This is a genomic window from Microcoleus sp. AS-A8 (assembly GCA_039962225.1).
Taxonomy (GTDB): domain Bacteria; phylum Cyanobacteriota; class Cyanobacteriia; order Cyanobacteriales; family Coleofasciculaceae; genus Allocoleopsis.
The window spans coordinates 33,577-56,668 of sequence record JAMPKV010000016.1 but is presented as its reverse complement, the minus strand read 5'-3'; the positions used below and the strand labels follow the sequence as shown (position 1 = coordinate 56,668).

Genomic DNA, 23,092 nt, shown 5'->3' with positions numbered 1-23,092 from the left:
GAAAGGAACTCTCAAAATGGGGTACAGCCTTGACTATTTTGTAGAAAACCTCCAGTGTCCTGTTTGCGGAAACGTATCAGAGGCAGATGATTCCACCAATATGTGGACATATATCCGGGATGAGCCGGAGCTAGCTTACCTGGGCGTGGGTCACTCCCTCACAGTACACCCAGAAGCTATGGAGGAGAGAGGTTATCTGACTGTCCAGCCGCTTCATCCTGGTCAGGAGATCCGGATTCTCCAGACGTGGGAATGTCCATTTTGTGGTAAATCCTTTAACTGGGCAGAAATTGTGATCTGTGAAGGAGTTATTGAGAGCATTTCCGCAGTTGCGCTAAATCGTGAGGTGTTGGAGCGGGCCAACTTCATCTCAACTGAGTCTGTGGACGTAGCTGCAAGACTGACAAATAGCTCCATCGCTGACCTGAACATTGCAGAGGTGGTACCGATTCTTTTGGAACAACTGTAGGCAGTCCTGATTTAGCTAAACTAGGAACGCAGCAGACAAAAGTGGTTCAACGAGAATGTAATTTCGGTCGTGTACGGCTGATTCATATAGTGGGCAGACTTTTTCTAGGCTGTTGGGAAGATGAGTGCAAAAACTGAACATTGTCACTTAGACAGCGAACTGACGCTACACGATCGCACCACTACCCCCCTAACCGTTCGCACAGTAGCTCTAACTCTGATAAAGCAAGACGACGAAGTAATCGAGTGCCGTCTCACCTTCCAGGTAAACCCCCAACTCTACCAGCGCATCGAAACCGAGGCATTGTTCAATCTCAAGCCAGAAGTGCGCCGTCCCCTCTCTGCTGGCAACTTCCTACCCGAACCGGACATCGAAATTGAAATCGGTCTACAGCCCAATTTGCTCCCACAGCCGATAGAACGCGCCGCAGACGCAAACGTTGCTGCAACCTATATCCTGAATCTGAGCCAAGAACAACCGGACAACCCACTGCTATCCACCGAGAGTTGGTTGGCACTATCCGTCAAGCAACAACAGGAGTCCGGTAAGACAGGCTACCGTACCCTCTGGGCTGATATTACTGCATCGGCTTTTGTCCAAGCCGCCACTTCCGGTTCCAGCGACCAAATGAATGATGCTCTAGCCAACTTCTTCAAAGAGTCGATAGAAGCCAATCTGCCTGCTGTGACACAAGAAGCCACTTCCCAGATAGTTGAGGAAATGACCCATTACTTCAACCAAGTGGCTGATACCAGTCTGAACGGGTTAACGAAGAGCGTACCAAGCATCTTGCAAGAGGCACTAGAGGCAGGGTTGAAATCCCCCGCTACAGACAGACAATTTTTTGAGGAAATCGTCAACTTCTTTGAAGAGGATGACTGGCCCTTCGTCCAGATTGAAGGAGAACCACTGTTGCAGATGGTTTTCCAAGGCGACAATGGAAAATGGACTTGCTATGCCAAAGCCAGAGATGACCAAGAGCAATTTGTCTTTTACTCCGTTTGCCCCATCAATGCCCCAGACTCCAAGCGGCAGGCTCTAGCAGAATTCTTGACTAGAGCCAATTCAGGCATGATTATCGGCAACTTTGAAATGGACTTTGAAGACGGAGAAATTCGCTACAAAACCAGTATTGACGTTGAAGGCGACAGTCTCAGTTCAGCACTAATTAAACGCTTAGTTTATTCCAACGTCATGATGATGGACGCATACCTGCCGGGGATTATGTCCGTCCTCTATGGTGATGTGGAGCCTAAAGATGCGATCGCCCAAATCGAAAGTCAGCCAGAGTAATTCCCTGCTGCAAAAACCTGTTCAGCCGTTAGCTGTAACTCCTTGAATGTAGGGGAGATAATGTAATCGCTGCCCCGAAATTGACAAGGCTTCTGGTACTGATTCCCACTAGCTGATAATAGGTAAATTGATATTGTCGGCTGCTTTGGATTACCAATATAATCCCGACCCCCTAAGCCCAAATAATCAACAACCCAGTATTCAGGGATACCCATTGTGCTGTAATCTTCCACTTTTCGTGCGTAGTCATTTTGCCAGTTAGTACTGACGACTTCGACCACCAGTTTGACAGAAGTTCCTAACGTGATTACAGGTTCATCCTGCCACAAAGGTTCGTTGGCGATAGCGGCTTTATCCAGTACCACTACATCAGGACGGAAACCTGTTGAAGTTCCCAAAGGTTTGATTAAACAACGGGCAGGTGTAAACCACCGGACACTCAGCCGATCTATCTCAACATTAACTTTCCGCAGGACAAAAGCCGCTACCTCTTCATGAGGGCCAGTTGGTTCCATATCAATCAGTTCCCCATCAATCAATTCGTATCGCTCATTATCTCCATATCGAGCGACGAACTCATCAAATGTCAGGAGTTTTGAAATAGCTTGTGTCATAGTCTCGCACCTCCTCAGAAAGCCCGCTTTTGAGACATCCTTTAAGACTGACACCATCAGGACGAAATAGTGCCAAGCTTACAGCATTTCATCTATGTTAATCGTTCGCCAGAAAACCCATCTTACCAATGGCATTCCAATGAGACAATTTTACCTGCCTGGGATTATGTCCGTCATCTATGGTGATGTATTGCCAGAAGCTGTACAACACTGAAGTAAAGGTTCTCGATCAATACTGCTCAGACCTGCATAATCTAACAACTCTTTCCAATCATTCGCTAGAGTTGGATCGTTAGGATTAGCCAATCGCAAATCAGCTAGAGTGTTGAGGCTATCGTACCAAATACCTTCATTAGCGTAAAGCTTTGTGCGTTCTTGTAAAGGTGTATTTCCTAGATCGTTTGCAAGTTTTTGACTAGGTTCAATTCGTTTAATTGACCCCTGTATAGATGGATTCCCTCTTTGGTCGTCAGGGTCACACAGTACTGCCAATTCCCAAGTATATTCTTGACCAACTTCTAATGCCTCCGCATCAGCAGGAAGAGTAAAGCTCATAACTCCCCCTGTATGAGTTAGTGGGAAAGTTTTCTTATAAAGAATAGTGTTACCTTGGGCATTAAGCAAAAGAAACTTTGCTTCCTTTATAGAAGTAGGAGAAATCTGAAAAAAGAAGGTTGGTTTTTCAGAAGTAGTTAAGCCGATGCTGCTATTAGGTAGCAACGCCTTTATCTGTAAGTTTTTAACTCCATCAGAGCTACAGTTACCTCCTCGTGCTGCCGCCCCGGAGAGATTTCGAGACGGTCTAATATTGGGTACTTTGAAGCGAAGGCGGGCGCGGCGTTGCGCGACAAGTTCGCCATGCGGGGCAAGATTTTGCAGTTGCTCAGGGTATTGATATTTTGCCCTGGCAGGCAAGATACCACTAGTCGCTAGCTCTAAAAATAAAGTGAGTGAAACTAAGGTGAGTCGCTGATAAAATTTGATGACCACAATTCCCAACCCCCTAACTACCAAGGACTACCAATCATTGTGAATCCAGACCAGTAATTGGGATGAGAGAAATCTACATCTCCCAGCTTTGCCAGTTCCGGTGGCAGAGGCACATTCTCTCCTGTAGTTTGTAACACCCCACCCGTCACGCGAACTTTTCCCTTGAGCATCGCCAGTTGTGCCTGCCGCAGCGCCTCAGATTTACTTGGTGCTGTCTTCAACTGCTGATAAAACTCGGTCATCAGTCCTAACGTGCCTTCATCACTGATGTTCCACACACTCCCTAAAGCTGACTTAACGCCCGCTTGCACCGCTAACCCCCCAAAGCCCAATTCCGCCTCCCGATCGCCCAGTGCCGTGCGACAGGCACTCAGTACCAATAACTCCACAGGCGGGTTATTCCAACCTAATTGCCGCAGTTGGTTGAGCGATAGCTTACCGTTTCCTAGCTGAATGTAAGAATTACTCGGTGCCCCAGGTTTAAAGTGAGCGTGGGTAGCTAGGTGAATGATGCCGAAAGGCTTCTGGCGGCGCTGGGTTTTCAGATTGCCTAAAGTAAAAGCGTTGTTGAGGTAGGACTTACCCTGCCACAACTGTGGAGTGATCAGGGACAACTCCAGTGGTACTGCTGGTAAAGGAATTTCATCGATGAACTGCGACATCCCCATCGCCAGCACTTGAGACGTTTTGATGTTCTGGTAGCGGGTATCCGTTAAGCTGAAACTGGGCATCATACCCACACTGTATCGCTCGATCAAAAATCTCCGACCATCGTAGAGGGCAGCCAGTGGCACGGAACGCAAGCCCACATCCGTGACATACACAAGATTTTGGATGCCTTGCGCTTGTAAATCCGACTCGATAGGTGCCACCAGCCATTGATAAAGTTGCTGCGCGGCTGGTAAATAGTCCTTGCTCGGTTGCCTTGGATCGGTAACATTTCCTCGGAATGTTTTAGCCACTTCCAGCACTTTGGCTCGTGTCGTGTCCGGCACAAGCTGCTGAATTTGCTTTCCCTCTGCTGTCACTAAGATGAGCTTTAATTGATCGTCCTCCTTCGGGGTGCGATTGAGCAGGCGTTGAGTTTGATTCTCAACTTGTGGCTTAACCGAATCTTCTGCCGCCTTTGAGGCTGAGGTCGCGGGTACGAATATGGCATAAATCAGTGCTGATTTCATGCCCGTAGCTCTCTGATTCTTGCGAAGCGTCCCTCGAGCTTCTTCTAAGGATTTAATCTGAGTAGGTTTTAGTCCTAGATATTGCTCAAACTGCTGAGCTAAGAACTCCTCAGCTTCAGCAAAAGCCGCATCAATCGTAAGCGTATCAACTGAGTCGAGACTTATGGCTGATTTTGGTTGCCGTAATGGCTGATTCAGGGGATTGATAAACACCGTTTCGTTGAACACAAACGGAGTAATGATACGGATGTTGCCCAGAGTAAAAGGGCCAGGAAACGATCGCAACGGTGAAATTGTATCGATTCCATTACTCAGAGCGCCAGTAGTCCCGTTAATTGTTGGATTCCCCACATCAAAAGGAGTTCCCAGCAATCCGCCGCCATGCCGGATTGTAATTGAACCGCCTCCAACTCCACCCGCTGTAGAAATGCTGGCTGCTAAGCCATTTCGGTCGGTGAAACTGCCAGTCGCCCGGAAAAACTGGTCAGTAGTAATATCAACAGTTCCCCCCGTGCCCGCCCTTCCCCCTTGGGCATTGATCGAGACAACTTGAATGCCATTTTCAGGGTCGAGGAAGACATTGCCAGCGTTACCCGAACTAGAACTGGAGTCGATCAATCCAGTAATAATGCGATCGCGAGCCGAAACACGAATAGAGCCGCCTTGACTGACACCTGAAGCGGTCACATTACCACTAATTATCGCTCCCCCATTGCTGTTCAGGATAATATCCCCTCCAGCACTTGCCGTACTCCCTGAGGTTATATCCGCCGTGATGATATCACCTTGGGCATTGAGAGTAATATTGCCGCCTGCCTTAGTGGTAGAAGAAGAGTCGAGCATACCCCCAGACGAGTTAATCGTTGCCCCAGTTAGGCTAATGTTCCCGCCATCGGTTCTCACGCCTCCCCCAACATTTAAAACCCCAGGACTCGTGAGGGTAAAAGCTCCACCATTGGTCAAAATATTAATCGCACCAGCCAAAGTGAAGTTAGAGGCGAAACCGAAGGACAGGTTTCCGCCACCAGTATTGATTGTAGTGCCTTGAGGAGACTCAACAATATTGCTCAGTGCTGTCTGTTTCCCAGCCAAGATATCTGCACCATTGGTAGAAATACTGGCTGGCAGGTTAACGATTCCAGGAGTGTCAAGGGTTAGCGCCCCTCCTCCCAGCCCAGCCTGAGAACCGAAGCTGACAGAATTCTTAAAGATAATGTCGCCCGCTGCATTAAGTGCGATCGCACCGCCTTCACTGGTGGTAGATGTAGAGTCTAACTGACCCAAAGTCAAGGTGCTGCCGCTCGTGATGGCAATATCTCCGCCCTTACCATTCTCAGCAGAGGATACTAGAATCCCTCTACTGGTATCAATGGCTCCTGCTGTGCTGGTCAGAGAAATATTAGCGCCATTCCCGCTACCCCCATTGACGGCATAAGCCCTCAGATCCGCAGTGGTGATATCATCTTTAGCTTGTAAAGCGATCGCTCCGGCATTTCCAAACGTTACTCCAGCATCTAGAGTCCCAGCACTGGTATCAATCGAGCCTGCTGTGCTGGTGAGAGAAATATTGCCGCTTCTCCCGGTTGCTCCCTGAAATAGCAAAGACCATACGTCGCCAGTGATGATATCGTTCTGAGCGTTGAGAGTAATAGACCCAGCATTGCCATTATTGGTTCTGCTATCTAAAAGACCGCCCTGAGTATTAATACCACCACCACTACTGGTGAGGGTAATTGTCCCACTATTGCCATTAGCAGTAGAACGTGATGTGATGGAGCCTGTAGTAATATTGCCAGCACCAGAAAGAGCGATCGCTCCACCATTGCCATTAGAAGAAGAGTTGAGAGTACCTGCTGTGGTGTCAATTGCACCACCACTGCTCGTCAGGCTAATCGTCCCACTATTCCCTGTGACCCTAGTCCTCGATAAGATGGAGCCTGTCGTAATGTTACCAGCCGCAGAAAGAGCGATCGCCCCACCGTTACCAGAACCATTATTGCCAGCATCCAAGTTGCTCTCGCTGGTGTTGATAGAGCCTGCCCTGCTGGTGATGGAAATGTTACTACCATTCCCTATGCCATTATCTCCTACGAAAGAAATGACATTACCAGTAATGCTGATATCGTTCTGACCAATAAGTTTAACGGCTCCAGCGTTTCCAGGATTATTATTAGCAGGGTCAAGGTTTCCCACTGCTGTATTAATAGCCGTGCCAGCAGGTAAAATACCTGTACCAGCGAGTGTAATACTACCTCGCGAGTCGATCGTAATTGAGCCAGCATCACCACCATTCAATAAACTGGTATTAATCCCTCCAACTTGAATCGCTCCACCGGGTAAGGAAAGATTAGGAAAATACTGATTGGTTAAAAAGACATCTCCTCCGTTATTGACAATACTGCCGATCCTGATATTGGCACTGGTTGGATTACCAGGAGTAGGATTCCCAAAAAATCTAGTTGTTCCAGCCCGTACATCTAGAGTCGGTTTCGTAGTACCCGTGAGTGACAAAGAGGTGCCATCGGATAGAGTAACAGTGCTGTTGTTAAACGGGCCGCCAGCGCCGGAAATTGTCACAGTTCCTGGAATCGTTACACTACCCCCTGCCAGAATTTGCAGTGAAGCTCCTGAGTAATTGGCGAGACTAAAATCCCCTTGTACCTCAAAAACTGGGTCATTCGGACTAAACAAACTCCCTAGAGTTCCATCTAACTGTTCAACCCGGAAATTACCGCCGACTCTGAAGTAGGCATCGCCTCCTACCGTGTTAGCAGAACGCAACACCATATCCCCACCAGAAAAGAAGCCACTGGCAGGGTGGCTCAAAGCAAAAATATCTACTTCTTGGTTACCCTGAACCTGCAACGTTCCTCCAGCTTGGACATTCACGGAATCTGTCGCACTATCGCGCACCCGCACTGTATCTCGTGCCACTAGCTTTAAGTCGCCCGTTGTCTTTAGCTGACTCTCCACCAAAGTCAAGTCCTGTGCGGCAGATAGAGTCGCCGTATCGGCTGTCAATTTCTTCGCTAGTACATCCCCGTTTTCTACCGTGATGTCAGAACCCGTCAGCACCACTTGACCCTGGCTGTTTACCGTCATTTTTGTAGCACTACCCACATCTCCACCTGTCAATAACTGGGGGAGAGATAACACTGAGAAATTCTGAGGTAGGGGCGCAAGGCTTTGCCCCCCAACATTGGCATTAGCAAGCGGTTGTATCTCCAAGGAGAGCAACTGTCCTGATTGACTCACACGCACCAAGTTCTCACCTGGAATAGCAGCGACAATGATTTGTCCGCCTGGTGCATTGAGTTGCCCGGTGCTGACAACAGTGCCGCCTAATAACGTTAAATTCTGCCCTTGACTCACAGCCAAGTTGCCAGCATTGACAATACTTCCTGGCTGCTGCATCGTAAAGGCAAAAGTACTGGGCGTCCCATCAAGGGCGCTGTAACTATTACTACCTATGGCATTAAACCAGTTCTTGCCAAAGCCAATCCCGTTAGCTGTAGTTGCCGTGAAGGCAGCAGGGACATTCAAGCTGGCACCTGTGCCAAAGACAATCCCAGCAGGGTTCATCAAGAATAAATTGGAATTGCCGCCAGTCACCTGAATTAGACCGTTAATGATGGAAGGGTTACCGCCAGTAACGCGCCCCATAATATTCTGAATATTTGGGTTGGAGAGAAAATTAGCCGTCTGATTGGCGTTAAGACCAAACTGGGTGAAACTGTGAAAGAGATTCGCTCCATCCCCTGATAGACTACCTCCCGTGATGTCCAGCTGGTTACCATTAGGGGTAACGAGGGTGTTGGTGCCATCAGCGGCAGGAACTATAGGTTGTGCGGACAGGGGTTTGGCTGTAATGGCTCCTGCCAAGAACAGAATTAGTAGCAGATGACGCATTCTTTTCATGGCTGGTTTTGCCTGCTGAAATACTGTGACAGAGCCTTGTTTCGTATCCAGCCAGTCGGCTTCTATGACCCTGCTCCCTGAGAGCCATGAGCCTGAGGATTAAAGCGGGTACTGTACAGCTTTAGCTAATGGGCACAGTCGCAGCTTCAGGCTTGCCTAGTTTTACTTCTAACCAATTGAAACTTTTTCTCCAGTTCTGAAATCCCTCTAACGAAGGATTTTAACTATTCTGCAATGTGGGGATTGCTCGATGAAGAGAGAATTGTGATTGTTTGTCGCGATCGCAAATCTTCGACTTTAGAACTAAGGCAACAGGATTGAAAAGGGCTTACTATTATACCAAGTTCCAAAACAAAAGCAATTAGCTCACGGCTGGCACAACTCTTAGAGGGAGGACTGCTCAAATGTATACAGGACAGCGAATCCAGAAAAGAACCCGAACACAGTCCTCTTCATCAGCAACAGAAGCCGACTTGTTCCAACATCGCCCTTTGAGCAACGAGACTGACCAGAACCCAGCAGACCTCGAAAACCAAGAGACCCCAGACCTCCAAGCCCAATCAGAGAGAGCAGCCCGTTTTGGTCACAACTTTGGTCGAGTCAAGGTACAGGATAGTACACCAGGAGACATTCAGTTTAAGCTTGCGATCGGTGCGCCAGGGGACAAATACGAGCAGGAAGCTGACTCAGTAGCGGCTCAGGTTATGAACATGAATGCCCCAACTAGCCAGCAGCCAGTTCAGCGCCAGGGAACGGAACCAGAGGAAGACGAGGTGCAGATGAAGCCTCTGGCGAGTACGATTACGCCTCTGGTGCAACGACAGGAAGAACCACCAGCACCAGAGGAAGAACCAGACTTACAAGCCAAACCTCTGGTGCAACGACAGGAAGAACCACCAGCACCAGAGGAAGAACCAGATTTACAAGCCAAACCTCTGGTGCAACGACAGGAAGAACCACCAGCGCCAGAGGAAGAACCAGACTTACAAGCCAAACCTCTGGTGCAACGACAGGAAGAACCACCAGCACCAGAGGACGATTTAGGCATACAACCGAAACGATCGCCCCAAGACTCATCAACTAGCAGCCATAACACCAGTGACGATTTGGAGAATCAGCTCACCAATAGCAAGGGTGGAGGTAGCCCTTTACCCGATGAAGTGCGTTCCTTCATGGAACCTCGCTTTGGAGCTGATTTTAGTCAGGTTCGGGTACATACCGATAGCCAAGCTATTCAGATGAATCAAGCTGTGCGGGCACAGGCATTTACTCATGGCAATGATATTTACTTTGGTGAGGGGAAGTCTCCAGCGATTTCTGATTTGACAGCCCATGAGTTGACCCATGTGGTACAGCAGACGGGTGGTATCAAGCTACAACGTCAGGTTGCACCTCCTCAAGCCGCACCTCCTCAAACTGCACCTCCTCAACCTGATCCGAATCAAACTGTCAATCCGATCGACCCAGCAAAAATCACGGCAACAGTTGGGGAGCTACGCAAGAATATTGTGGATGGACCTTCTGAGCTAGAACAACTAAAAAAGCCTCTGGCTGGTAAGTCTGCTGAAGAACTCGACGCCATCAAGAAAGAATACCAGGCAAAGTACGGCAAGGATTTCGACTCTGCCCTCAAGGATGCCACCCTCGACCCCGCCAAAATCAAAGCGGCTACAGATGCCCTATTCAAAGCGATCGATGGTTGGGGAAGCGATGAAGATACAATTCTTAAAACTCTCGCTGGAAAATCCAAGGCAGAGGTAGCAGCCATCCGTAAAGAATACAGCGATCACTATGGCAGAAATCTTGACAGCGATATAAACAGCGAGTTGTCGGGGAGTGATAAGCAGGAGGCTTTGGCTCACCTATCAGGTGACAAAGCCAAAGCGGCTGTGGAAGCGTTGTTCAACTCAGCCGGAACCTTTAATGATGACGAACAGAAGATCGAATCAACTCTGATGGCATTAGCACCAGAGGATCGCAAGAAGATTCAGGAGATGGCGGCTCAAAATCCTTCCGTTAAGGCAAAAATTGATAAGGTTCTGGGCAACTTGGGAGGCGAGGATCTGGAAGTAACCAACGCACTGCTAGAAGATAAGCAAGGTGAAGCAGCGGCTATTCGGATCAATGAGGCACTGGATGGTCTAGGAACCGACGAAGAAGCCGTCTATAAATACTTAGAGGGCAAAGACCCCAAAGAAATTGAAGCGATCAGAACAGCCTACAAAAACAAAACTGGTCGGGAGCTGGCGACTGATATCGTTGATGACTTCTCCAGTGCTGAGATGGACATAGCGTTAGGTCTCGAACGAGGAGACAAAGCCGCCGCCGCTGCTGGTCGGATTAAAAATGCAGGTATTGACAAACTACTGGGTACTGACGAAAAGGGGATCTACGACCAGTTAAAAGGTAAGAGTCCGGAAGAGCGCAAGGCAATCATCGATGCCTACGAATCGGCCTACGGAAAAGGCAGCTTCCAGGAAATGCTCAAGGACGAGTTGAGCGACGACGATCTGGAGCAGGCAAAGCAATTTGCCAAGGATGGACAACTCGATCCAGTATTTGCCTTAGAGCTGGCGACGACAAAAAGCCTAGGAACCGACGAAGAGCTGCTCAAGGAAACGCTCAAGGATAAGACCGCCGATGAGATCAAAAAGATCCGGGAAGACTACGCCAAGAAAACCAACGGTGGCAATCTCGATGTGGATCTGGCAGGAGAGATAGACGGTCGGGATGCCTTTGAAGTCGGTCAATTGCTCAAGGGCAAGCCCCAAACCGCAAAGGAGCATTACGACCGAGCGATGGAGCGCTACGAATTCGAGCGGGGTGAAGGCTCAACCGCCTTCTCGCAAACCATGATGGATTTATCCGAATCAATGGGGATGCACTCGAAAGGCGAGCAGCTAGAAAAGCAAACCCAACGCCTGCGAGAGATGTTCGACGAAAACGGCGAACTCAAGCCCGATTTTACCCAGGAAGATGTCGAGAAGCTGGCGGGGTATCAGGAAACGGATGCAACGAACTACAAAGATGCCAAAGAAGCCGTTGGTAATGCTGTTAGCACGGTCGGAACAATTGCCGTAGCAGCGCTAGTGACAATTTGCACTAAGGGGGCGGCAGCTCCCTGGCTAGTTGCAGTTATTTCAGGAGTGGCTGCTGGTGGTGCGAATATGGCACTGAAGTACGGGATGCAAGGTGCGGCTTATGGTGGAGAGGATATCGCGATTGAGGCACTGACGGCAGCAATCTCAGTAGCCCTGGGAGGTGCCTTAGCCGATAAAACTAAATTCCTGGCAAAACTTGAGGATATTGTCAAGGGTTTAGGCGAGGATATGGCGAAGAAAGTGGCTCTAGAAGCTCTCAAGGGAACAGTGAAAGGAGCAGCTATGGGGGCACTCAAGGAAACGATGAATGATCAAAATTGGCGTCAAGGTCTTGCAGAATACCTGGAAGGTATCGCTAAAGGAGCCACTGTGGGTGGGGTTGTCGGTGGCGTAACGAGCGCGGCAACTGCCACGGTCAAGGGGGGTCTGGATCAGAAAACGTCATCGGCGATGATTGAGGCGGGCGCGGGTGTGGTTGGTGCGGCTATTGGTGAAGGAGTTGGTGCGATTAAGGGTGAATACAAAGGTCGCTTAGAGGATTTGCTGGGTCGCTTACTCGTGGCCGGTGTCTCTGCCGCAGCGGAAGATAAAGCCACAAGTGCGGCTAGCGAAGCCCGACTCAGTGCGATCGCTAAAATGGTCGTTGCCATAGGCGATGATATGCCCAAAGTGCAGCAGTTTCTCGAAGCTCAAGTCAAATACCTGGAACCAGAAGATAGAGCCAAGCTAAATGAGATCATCCTAACAGAGGTGAGGAGAAACGAGCCAGACATGAGCCAGAGCCAAACCCCTAATCAAGCCGACTCCCAGTTATGAAAGCCCCTTCTGATCCACTGAATCAGGATATTGAGAGACGTGCGGCCCAACTGCTGACAACCTTCTTTGGTGCCAACCGGGAATCCCTGCGACAGTTCTCTCAAGAACACCTGTGTCCCAAGATTGAGGACTATGAACGAGTCTTTCAGCCTGACGCTGTGCAGTCAGCGCGGCTAGGATACGAACTTATCTGGTCAGAGTCACCCTTTCCCGAACCCAAGCTGGGTCAGGAGCAGGTGTTAGTCTATTCTGCGTTGGCTGAGGACTTGGGCAGGGAGTCAGAACGTAGCCAGTTGTTTCCCGGTGGATATCAACGCATCGCTCACAACTTGCTACCACACCGGATTTGGCTAGCGTGGAAGTACGTGAAGCGGGGAGAACATAGCGGTATGGCTTACGACGGGTTAGTGTGGCTGGAGGGTCGCTTTGCCTGGTTTCCTAAACCTTGGCGGGTGTTGTAAAGCACGGTCATAGCTATGGCAAAGAAAAAGAAAAAGAATCTTACCAAAGGTGTATTTAAAGAATTAGGTCGGAGGGCAAGCAGTGAGGCAGAGGGTAGGCGAGATTACGTCATCAGTACCTTCAGAAGCCGACTGGAAAGCTTGGTGCCAACGCAATTACGCTGGCTATTTCCATTCGTTACAGAGTTCAAGCCCACTCTAGAGGACGAAGAGGAAGAAGCAACGGTTGGTACGCAGGTAAAGGTTGCTGAGTCCCCGAAAGCCCCTCAGATTGTTGAACCACTCTACACCCAGTATCGTTGCCGTTGGGGTGACCCCTTAACCTGTGAATATCTCCAGCAAACCGTGCAGCAAAGCCCGGAAACCAAGTCTTGTCGAGAATGCGGTTTTCCAGCTACCTTACCCGAAAAAGCGGAAATCCGGGGCAGTCGCGGCAGATATCGAGTGGAACGCTTAATCGGGCGTCGGGGAATGGGGCGCTTATATCAAGGAACCCAACTCTCTAACAGTCATCAGGTTTTGATTAAAGAGTATCTCCTCCCCGACTATTGTTTTAATCAGGAAGAAGCTAATGCCCGAAAGGATGCTTTCAGACTCAAGGCTGGAGTGAATTTAGCCGATGGTCGAGTCCAGGATTTTCGCTTGTGTCACCCTTGGGAAGCGATCGCAGACCACAACGAGGAACGCTGCTACCTTCTAACTAAGGGCAATTTCGACCTCTACCCCACTTTAAGTGAATACCTTGCGCTGCATGGTGCAATGAGTGCGATCGCTGTACGCCAAGTCCTCAACCAAGTCTTGCAAACCCTGGAATTTCTCCACACGCAAAAATTCCGTTTTCCCTCCGGTCAGGTACAGTTGGGGATAGCCCATGGCAATCTGAGTCTCGATAGCCTGCTGATTGCCAAGAATCAAAATGGGGCTGCGGGTAACGGTTTGAACCATGTGGTTGGTTTAAATTCGGAAATACTGAATACCGATTTCTTCATTTATGTCTGCGATCTGGCTTTATGGGAAAGCCTATTTGACCCCAAAGGAGATTGGGGACAGGGGACGAGAGAAAATCCAAATTCAACCCTCAACCGTCACAATTCCCATCACCCATTACTCATTCCTAATCCTTCAGCCGCACAAGATTTAGTGGCTTTAGGATACATCGGTTTTTACCTATTGGTAGGTGCAAGAATTAACCCGGTTGATGGTCAACTTTTTGACCCCAAAGATGACCAAAATTGGCCTCCCGTAAACTTTACCTTTAAGGTGTTCCTTCAGCGCTTGATGGGAATTGGTATTCCGTTTGAGAGCGCACAAATTGCTCGTCAAGCCTTGTTAAAACTACCGCCGGAAGCACCTATTGTTTACCCGGTGGTGCAGGCTGTTTTAGAGGAAGAGGAAATCGTCAAAACTCCTCGCATTCTTTGGTTTCTTTTAGGTATTCTTGGTTTTGGCTTGCTTGGGCTGCTGATTTGGTGGCTCTGGCCTAAACCTCAAGTCGCTGAAAGTGCTGGGGATGAACTTTCACTTTGCTGCATTAATAAAGTGTCTGCAATTCCTTCTGGAAAATTTACTTATGCAGCGGAACAGCAGGGAACGTGGAATTATACGGTTCAGCAGAAAAATCTGGTATCAGATGGCAAAACCTTAGAAGAAGAACTCGAAAAACGTCAGCCTAAATTACAGTTAAATTACCAACCGCAAGATTCAACTCAAACGGCATTGGCGAAAGTTAGCTCTGAAGAAACAGACTTTGCTCTAACCAGTCTAATTAGACCATTACCCATTGAAATGGAATCGCAAACCGTTGCCTACGATGGTTTGGTTGTGTTTGTTGCCTTTAGCTACTCCCAACGAGAAAAAAGTCTGCCTCAAGCTTTAAACGGGCAAATCACTTTTGAGCAATTACGTCAACTCTACACGGGTCAAATAACCAACTGGAGAGAACTCGGTGGCCCTAATCTAGCCGTCAGACTCTACATTCCCGATGAAACAGAAGCTGTACGCATCTTTGAACAACGAGTTCTGAAAGATAACCAAACCATCCAAAGCTTTAGAAAGTTACAAAGAAAGGGTGACCCACCTGACACATTTACCAATTCATGGGTTCCAGAAATTTACAGATTTCCTACCTTTAAAATGTTACGGCAGGTGATTCAGGACTTTGAGTCTGATGGGGCTGGAATGGGTGCGATCGCATTTGGCAAACTCAGCCAAGTTTTTGGTCAATGTTCTGTTTATCCCTTAGCCCTAAAAGAGGGAAAAACAGACTTTGTTCATCCTTTAATCCAAGATAATCAGCAACCCGTCAATCCCACAACGGATCTGTGTGAACATAAAGGAAGTTATTTTCCTAACCTGCAAGTTTTCCGGGACAACAGCTATCCTTTAGGGTATCCGTTAGCCGTCGTCTATCCGAGAGATAATAGTCGCCCTCCGGTTGGTGCTAAGTTTGCTGAAATGCTACGAACTCAAGAGGGTCAGCAGTTGCTCAGTAGAACTGGACTGATACCCTTGTATCCATTAGTACTCAAGTGAAATCGGTAGAAACAAAGGATTCGAGCAGCCAACATCCCGCATTAAGAGCCAAATTCGACCTTTGGCTACTGTTCGGTATTCTGCTGTATTTTTAAAGTGAGAGTGAGTTTTTATTATTTATCATGGTCGCCGATTTTTCTGGACAGACGCACGCTCAGGCCATGACCAGTCTGGGAACAGAACCTTCCTTGAAACCGATTGGTGATATCTCTGTTCCAGCCGGTTACGCAGCCCCCGCTCTTATGCAAAGCAAGGGTAAAACAGAAGATCTAGCGAAAATCTCCAAGGTAGCTGGGAAGGTTCTGCAAGACCCCTTACTGATGAGGTTACTGAGTGACCGAGTCTATAAACTGATGCTAGAAGACCTACGCCGTCAGCAGGAACGGAGTAGAAACTATGGAGGGTTTTTGTAATGACGAATAGTCAAAACCTAAATGGTAAAGTAACTCACGAACTCAACTACGTTACAGCCAATCGCTTTTATGTAGAGATTGAGAGTGAAATCACGGCATCTTTTACAGAGTGCGCGGGTTTAGGTGTCCAGGTGGATAAGGAAAGTTACTTTGAAGGCGGTGTCAACGATCAGCAGCGAATTTTTCTCAAGCAAGCCAAATTTAGTGATGTGACACTCAAGCGCGGCATTACTAATAATTTGGTCTTCTGGAATTGGCTCAATCAGATATTAGACTCCAACAGTCAAAAAGAACGTCGCAATGTGAATATTCTGGTGTTTAACCAGTCTGGAGAAACCATGCAGTGTTGGACACTGATTGGTGCTGTACCTGTGGGATGGAAAGCACCTTCGCTACAAGCTAATTCCAACACAGCCGCTATTGAGGAGCTTACCCTAGCCTACGAGGGCTTGAAGGTTGTTACTAATTCAAACAGCGGTAAGGCTAGTACCAATATTAAACGTGATGGATTGGGATATTTCCCCAGTCATTAACCTATGCCAGAATCCTCCCCAGACAACCGATTCAGTTCCAGTGATTCTCAGGGAGAGACAACCTCCTGGCAACCTCCTCTTGGTTTGCAACAGCCTTTAGTTATAGCCAATCCCTTAGGGCAAAACTTCCTGTCGCCGCAATTTCTGTCCCCTTTGGGAGCGCAGCCTCTAGGCGGGGGTAATCCTTTAGGAGCGTCTGATCAAGCCTTACCCGATTACAATCTGTCAGAGAATTTTTTCCAGGATTCCCCGTCTTTGGCTGAATCTCGGTTATCTCTGAATCCTCCAGAAGCCCCTGTGACGGCGGCGGCTACCCCAACAGCCGGGATGGATAGCACTCAAGTGAACATCCAACGCTACCCTGCGGAGACTCCTACAGTCAATGGGCATGAAAATAACCCAATCCCAGCCGCACCGGATAGCCTGAGCGAAGCGGAACGTCGTCTGCTGGGGCACGATCAGGCACAAGTTACAACCCAGGAGCTACAACTCGCTGCACCACATGATCAACTGGGAGGATCAGACACAGCACCGCTCAACCCAACGGTTGTACAACCTCAATTAGCAACAGAACCTTTGCTCCAGAGGGAAATCGCGATTCCAGAAGCCCCTGAAGTCGTTAAACCCATAAGAGAATCATCGGTTTCTCAGCCAGAACCTAGAGTTCAGATACCGGAAGTGACTGAGGAATCATCAGCGATCGCCAACGCTAACCCTAGTGTGATGCGTTCAGCCGACTTGAGCAACGTGCCATCCCCTCAGACTTCAGCCGTTGCACCGTTGCCGTCACTAGCCGCAGATCATTTGTCGGGCATTGAACCAATTGTTAGTTCTCAAGCTGAGTTGTCGCCAGTTCATGCAATTGAACCAGCTCAGGACACCGAGCTAAATACACAAGATGTCCCTAGCGTTCCCGTGCAACGCCAAGAGAATGAGGCATCTCCATATCCATTAGTTGAATCGTTACCCTTACCGAGTCAAGCCCTTCCAGACATATCCCAACCCCCTGAATTCTTAGCGCAGACTCAGGCAACGGTAGACTCGCCTCCACCGATTAACCAGCCGACTGCTGAATCCCCATCGGCGCTCGCACCCGTGTTAGTGAGTGATAGCGTGAACGTACAGCCCTCTGTGCAGCCAAACAGCGACAGCGAATCCTTAGCGATCGCAGAAACATCAGACTTACCCCAATCAACACAAGGAGCATCCGCAACAGCGGGGGAGAGTCTTCAAGAGTCAGGGATTACATCCTCTGAACCAACTGTTGTTCAAGCATTTTCAGAAACAGAGTCTTCGGCTTTAAGCCAACCCGCTGCTGCGCCCATCGAATCTCCGGTACTAACAGAGCCAGAACCTCACCAATCTTCAACGATAGGCGAACCCGTTGCTGATTCCTCAACCCCATTCGCCAAACCAGAGCTGGAAACAATCACACCGAGTTCCTCCCCTACCCTAGAACAACAGCAGCAGACAACAGAAACCCCAGGCTTGGATACAGACGCTGCGCCCAGCCATTCACAAATTGTACAGCCCCGACTAGAAAGAGAATCGTCCGCTCCCGCTGATATCACTTCCTCAACTACTCCAGAGGCGTCGTCAATTCAAAGACAGGCGCTTCCTCAAACACAGGAAACGGCACCAGGTGCGATCGCACCTACACCAGAAGAGGCGATCGCTCCCGCTGATATCACTTCCTCAACTACTCCAGAGGCGTCGTCAATTCAAAGACAGGCGCTTCCTCAAACACAGGAAACGGCACCAGGTGCGATCGCACCTACACCAGAAGAGGCGATCGCTCATTCCGACATCACATCCCCAATTGCTCCACAGGAATCTGGTATTCAAACACAGTTACTGCCGGAAACACAGGAAACGACACCAGACGCGATAGCACCTACACAAGAAGAAGCGATCGCTCCTCCCGATATCACTTCCCAAACGACTCTACAGGAATCGGGCATTCAAAGACAGGCGCTTCCTCAAACAGAGGAAATGCCACCAAGTGCGATCGCACCTCCACCAGAAAAAGCGCTCGCTCCCGTTGATATAACTTCCTCAACTACTTCAGAGGAATCGTCAATTCAAAGACAGCCGCTTGCGGAAACCGAGGAAACGGCACCAAGTGCGATCGCACCTCCACCAGAAGAAGCGCTCGCTCCCGCTGATATCACTTCCTCAACGACTCCAGAGGCATCGTCAATTCAAAGACAGCCGCTTGCGGAAACCGAGGAAACGGCACCAAGTGCGATCGCACCTACCCAGGAAGAGGTTATCGCTCCCGCTGATATCACTTCCCCAACGGCTCCACAGGAATCTGGCATTCAAAGACAACCGCTTCCAGAAACAGAGGAAACGGCACCAAGTACGATCGCACCTACACCAGAAAAAGCGCTTGCTCCTCCCGACATCACTTCCTCAACTACTCCAGAGGCGTCGTCAATTCAAAGACAGTTGCTGCCGGAAACACAGGAAACGACACCAGGTGCGATCACACCTACACCAGAAGAAGCGATCGCTCCCGCTAATATCACTTCCCCAACTGCTCCAGAGGAATCTGGCATTCAAAGACAACCGCTTCCAGAAACAGAGGAAACGGCACCAAGTGCGATCTCGCCTCCACCAGAAGAAGCGATCGCTCCTCCCGACATCACTTCCCCAACTGCTCCACAGGAATCTGGTATTCAAACACAGTTACTGCCGGAAACACAGGAAACAGTACCAAGTGCGATCACACCTACACCAGAAGAAGCGATCGCTCCCGCTGATATCACTTCCCCAACTGCTCCACAGGAATCTGGCATTCAAAGACAGGCGCTTCTGCAAACACAGGAAACACTACCAGGTGCGATCGCACCTACACCAGAAAAAGCGCTTGCTCCTCCCGACATCACTTCCCCAACTGCTCCAGAGGAATCTGGCATTCAAAGACAGGCGCTTCTGCAAAAAAAGGAAACAGTACCAAGTGCGATCACACCGACGCAAGAAGAAGCGCTTGCTCCTCCCGACATCACATCCCCAACTGCTCCACAGGAATCTGCCATTCAAAGACAGCCCCTTGCGGAAACAGCTCCAGTGCAGACGACATCTACGCCATCAGCTAGCGAGACAGAGTTACCTTCTACCATCAGCCCAGCCATAACCACAGACTCTACCCTGGTTATGCCAAAGGCTTTAGCGGATGAAGCGACACCTGTTTCCTACCCTACTGAGCCAGAACCCCTTCAGCCCACAGAAATTTCTCAACTCGACGAAAATTCGTCATTAACAGAGCCAATCATCCGACAACCTCTGTTAGAAAGTGATGCTAACTTGCAATCAGAAAGATTGCCGACTGCCAAGAATTCCGAGGAAGCACAGGAGAATTCTCCTCAAGTCTCTGCCGCCTCAGCCAATAGTCCTCCTCTTCCAACCCATCTGCTACAAACAAAAACAAACGTGACGAGAGATGAGTCCTTTAACCAGAACCAAGACGTTCCTCAGTTGCCAACTGTTTTGGAAAATTTAGTAGGAACACGCCATACATTACCCCTCATCCAACCCCTGAATCAACACTCACAACAATCGTCATCGCTCTCTACGGCATCAACTCCTGAATTCTCAAGGGAGCCATCAAAAATTGTTCAATTAATGCCAGAACCCTCACATCGGCTTGTCGTGCCAAGCACAACATCTTCATCATTACCTGAGAATGGCTTCAATCAATCTCTACAATCAACCGTAAAAGTTCCACCTGTGAGCCTTGATACTGAACCTTTGACCCTTCGACGAGCCAGTGATGTCATTCCTAAGACAACTCCAGATTTTAATCAACAAACTCAACAACTAGGGAGATCTACATATACTAGCGAGATACCCAATTCCTGGTCAAGCATTGCTGACTTACTGGAGAATACGACAACTAATTCCTCCCCAGCCTTTGGAGGAGAAACTCCCATACAAATGGCGTTTAACGATTCAAGAAACCAAGCGCCTTCGGATTGGCAAGAATCCACTCATTGGGAAAACCTAATTCCCGAATACTCCCGTTCTTCTGATGCTTCATCAACCTTCAGCCAAGAAACTTCTATCCAAAGGTTTACCACAGAAGAAACTTCGGTTCAAGATGACACTTCAGTCGCCGAAAATCCTGCACAAGATAAGGATGCTCAAGACGAAGATGAGCAAAACTTGGAGATATTAGCGCGGGAAATCTATAGTTTAGTACAGCAGAGGTTAGCCATAGAGCGAGAGCGTTATGGTCACTATTATAGAGGCTGATTATTGTAGTGAACAATTGGATTAATTGAGGAATATTTGAGGAATTAGGAGGATAGCCAAATGACACTAGAAAAAGCAAAGCTCATCGCTGTTTATCAAGGCGAGGGGGAAGACATTGAATTTATGTTTAATCCCAACCAACTGGCTTTTACTCGAAGCATGAACTTAGAGCAAGCGAAAGGAGCCTCTACAGGTAAAGGTAACAACAAAGTTAGCTTCAAACATCCAAATCCTTATTCCCTCAAAATTAGCAATATCCTGATTGATACCTACGAAACTAAAGATGGCAACGTCCTTGACACGATCAAGAAATTCAAACTAGCTGTTGAGTTTATCAACAAGGGGAATGGCAATGCTAAGGAAAAACGACCTCCTATCTATCTCTTTACCTGGGGTAAACATAATTACTTGCGTTGTTTTGTGAAAACTTTTAGCTTTAAGTTGACTCTGTTTCGCCCAGATGGTACACCAGTTCGAGCATCGGTTGATTTAGATCTCGAACAGGTAGACTTACCAAACCCCCAACCCGGTCAGCAGACACCTAGCCCCAGCACAAGCCTACGTAGAGATCAAAACCGAGAGGCTTTTTTGTCGTAGACTTATACCTCACCCTAGTCATTGACTGGCAAATCAGCTAACAGTAATTATTAGCGCTCTCCAACAAGGAATTAAGCCTGGATTAAGCTTTCTAGAGGTATATGTATGCATTATGTAGCCAAACCGAATTTAGAGATCGATGGCAAGGAAGCCTCTGATGACTTAATGGAGGACATTTTGCAAATCTCTGTTGAAGAGAGCCTCCACCTCCCAGGAATGTTTACGATCGTTATCCAAAATGCTTATTCTCCAGGAAGGAAAGAAGATAAGCCGTGGAAGCATCAAGACTTGTTTGCCATTGGCAAGCCGATCAAGATTGGTTTCTCTTCCAGCACCACAGCATCCCATGAGTTTGAGCAGGAGGAAAAAGGCTACGTTCTAGAAGGGGAAATTACAGCGATGGAAACCCACTTCACCAGTGGCTCCCAGGCTCCCGTCATTATTCGCGGGTACGATGTCTCCCATCGCCTCAACCGGGGACGCCACAACCGCTCTTTCCAAAACATGAAAGATAGTGACATTGTCAATAAAATTGCTGGGGAAGTAGGAATCCCAACGGGCACAATTGACGACACGAGTGGACCTTATGGCTACGGTGATATCAATGGTGCCAATGGCTACGTTTTTCAGAACAATCAAACCAATCTGCAATTCCTTCGGCAACGGGCGGCTCACAATGGCTTTGAGTTGTTTATTCAGAATGGCAAGCTGAACTTCCGTAAACCCAAAGTAGATCAGTCCTTGCAACTGAAGTGGTTAACAGAGTTACATAGTTTCAGTGTCCGTGTCAGTAGCGCCCAACAGGTGAGCGAGGTTGAAGTCAGGGGTTGGGACTATGACAGGAAACAGCCCATTGTGGAAACGGCAAATAGAGAAAAGGTATGGACCCAGACAGAGAATGGCAAAGGTAGTCAGACGAGTAGGAGCTTCAAAGGTCAACCTCCCACACCTAAAATGATTGTCGTGGATCAGCCCGTCTTCAGTAACGATGAGGCGAAGACAATTGCTCAAACGCTGTGTGACGAGTTAGGCGGAGAGTTTGTCCATGCAGATGCTAAGGCTGAGGGTAACCCAGAAATCCGACCGGGAAAGGTGGTGGAACTCAGAGATATGGGCAAGTATAGCGGCAAGTACTATGTCACAGAAACCCGTCACTTTTTTCACGAGCGAGTTTACACCACCGAGTTTAGTGTGCGGGGCTTGCGAGGGGGAAACCTCCTATCAATGTTGTCACCCCAAACTCCCCGCCAAGCTGGACAAACTCCCTTAGTTGGCATTGTTACCGATAACCAAGATCCGAAGAAGTGGGGTCGAGTTAGAGTCAAGTTTCCCACTCTGACTGAAGAACACGCTAGTTACTGGGCGCGAGTTGTGGGAACAGGCGCAGGATCTAACCGGGGGTTTGACTGCCTGCCGGAAATTAACGATGAGGTACTCGTTGCCTTTGAGCATGGTGACATTCATCGCCCTTACGTCATTGGTGGAGTTTGGAATGGCACAGATGCCCCACCGGAGCGGGTAGATAATAGCGTTGTGGGTGGCAAGGTGCGTCTACGAACCTTTAAAACTCGAACCGGTCATAAACTCCAGTTTGTGGATGAGGATAAAGGTGCAAGTAAGAAAGGGGTTTATATCGATACCGTCTACGGTCATCAAGTCCGCTTAAATGACACTGAAAAATTTGCAGAAATCAAAACAAGAGATGGTCATTATGTACGCTTAGATGATCAGAGCAAAAAGATTGAAATCAAAACGAGTCTAGGAGGTTTAGCCTCGATTACCATGAGTAGCCCAACGGGTGAAATCAATATCAAAGCAGGTACCCGACTCACCATCGACGCCGCGCAAATCGATATTACAGCCACAACCATCGTCAATGTTAGAGGTGCCATCATTAAACTCAATTAGAAACAGGAGTTC

The 23,092-nt window shown here is 48.5% G+C and carries 13 protein-coding genes; 10 read left to right on the top strand and 3 right to left on the bottom strand.

Annotated elements, in window-relative coordinates; all coding sequences use genetic code 11:
• Nucleotides 1-16: 16 nt before the first annotated feature.
• A complete protein-coding gene (locus NDI48_22855; protein ID MEP0834008.1) occupies nucleotides 17-469 on the top strand; it encodes a hypothetical protein in 453 nt (150 codons plus the stop codon).
• A 120-nt stretch (nucleotides 470-589) separates the two neighbouring features.
• Nucleotides 590-1,762: a YbjN domain-containing protein gene (locus NDI48_22850; protein ID MEP0834007.1), complete on the top strand. Its 1,173-nt coding sequence runs from the start codon at nucleotides 590-592 to the stop codon at nucleotides 1,760-1,762.
• Here NDI48_22850 and NDI48_22845 read toward each other — a convergent pair.
• From NDI48_22845 to NDI48_22835, 3 genes are all read right to left on the bottom strand, one after another.
• Nucleotides 1,750-2,376, bottom strand: a complete 627-nt coding sequence (locus NDI48_22845; GenBank protein ID MEP0834006.1) for a Uma2 family endonuclease — start codon at nucleotides 2,374-2,376, stop codon at nucleotides 1,750-1,752. The genes NDI48_22850 and NDI48_22845 overlap by 13 nt on opposite strands.
• A gap of 177 nt (nucleotides 2,377-2,553) precedes the next feature.
• Nucleotides 2,554-3,366 carry a DUF928 domain-containing protein gene (locus tag NDI48_22840; GenBank protein MEP0834005.1) on the bottom strand — a complete coding sequence of 271 codons (813 nt, stop codon included), beginning with the start codon at nucleotides 3,364-3,366 and terminating at the stop codon, nucleotides 2,554-2,556.
• A 17-nt stretch (nucleotides 3,367-3,383) separates the two neighbouring features.
• Nucleotides 3,384-8,462, bottom strand: coding sequence for a CHAT domain-containing protein (locus NDI48_22835; protein MEP0834004.1), 5,079 nt, complete (start codon nucleotides 8,460-8,462; stop codon nucleotides 3,384-3,386).
• Between the two features lie 404 nt (nucleotides 8,463-8,866).
• On the opposite strand from NDI48_22835, the gene NDI48_22830 reads away from it, so the two are divergent.
• The 8 genes from NDI48_22830 to NDI48_22795 all read left to right on the top strand — a co-directional run bounded on the left by NDI48_22830 (nucleotide 8,867) and on the right by NDI48_22795 (nucleotide 23,080).
• Complete coding sequence (locus NDI48_22830; protein MEP0834003.1) at nucleotides 8,867-12,379, top strand: DUF4157 domain-containing protein; 3,513 nt, start codon at nucleotides 8,867-8,869, stop codon at nucleotides 12,377-12,379.
• On the top strand, nucleotides 12,376-12,840 hold the full coding sequence (locus NDI48_22825; protein ID MEP0834002.1) for a hypothetical protein: 465 nt from the start codon (nucleotides 12,376-12,378) through the stop codon (nucleotides 12,838-12,840). Before NDI48_22830 ends, NDI48_22825 begins: the two co-directional genes overlap by 4 nt.
• A gap of 15 nt (nucleotides 12,841-12,855) precedes the next feature.
• Nucleotides 12,856-15,372, top strand: a complete 2,517-nt coding sequence (locus NDI48_22820) for a substrate-binding domain-containing protein (protein MEP0834001.1) — start codon at nucleotides 12,856-12,858, stop codon at nucleotides 15,370-15,372.
• 122 nt (nucleotides 15,373-15,494) lie between these two features.
• Nucleotides 15,495-15,785: a hypothetical protein gene (locus NDI48_22815; GenBank protein MEP0834000.1), complete on the top strand. Its 291-nt coding sequence runs from the start codon at nucleotides 15,495-15,497 to the stop codon at nucleotides 15,783-15,785.
• Nucleotides 15,785-16,318, top strand: coding sequence for a phage tail protein (locus NDI48_22810; GenBank protein MEP0833999.1), 534 nt, complete (start codon nucleotides 15,785-15,787; stop codon nucleotides 16,316-16,318). Before NDI48_22815 ends, NDI48_22810 begins: the two co-directional genes overlap by 1 nt.
• Before the next feature lie 3 nt (nucleotides 16,319-16,321).
• The gene (locus NDI48_22805) at nucleotides 16,322-20,575 is read left to right on the top strand and encodes a hypothetical protein (GenBank protein ID MEP0833998.1); all 4,254 of its coding nucleotides are present in this window, start codon (nucleotides 16,322-16,324) and stop codon (nucleotides 20,573-20,575) included.
• 60 nt (nucleotides 20,576-20,635) lie between these two features.
• Nucleotides 20,636-21,172: a hypothetical protein gene (locus NDI48_22800; GenBank protein MEP0833997.1), complete on the top strand. Its 537-nt coding sequence runs from the start codon at nucleotides 20,636-20,638 to the stop codon at nucleotides 21,170-21,172.
• 105 nt (nucleotides 21,173-21,277) lie between these two features.
• The gene (locus NDI48_22795) at nucleotides 21,278-23,080 is read left to right on the top strand and encodes a VgrG-related protein (protein MEP0833996.1); all 1,803 of its coding nucleotides are present in this window, start codon (nucleotides 21,278-21,280) and stop codon (nucleotides 23,078-23,080) included.
• Nucleotides 23,081-23,092: the final 12 nt, after the last annotated feature.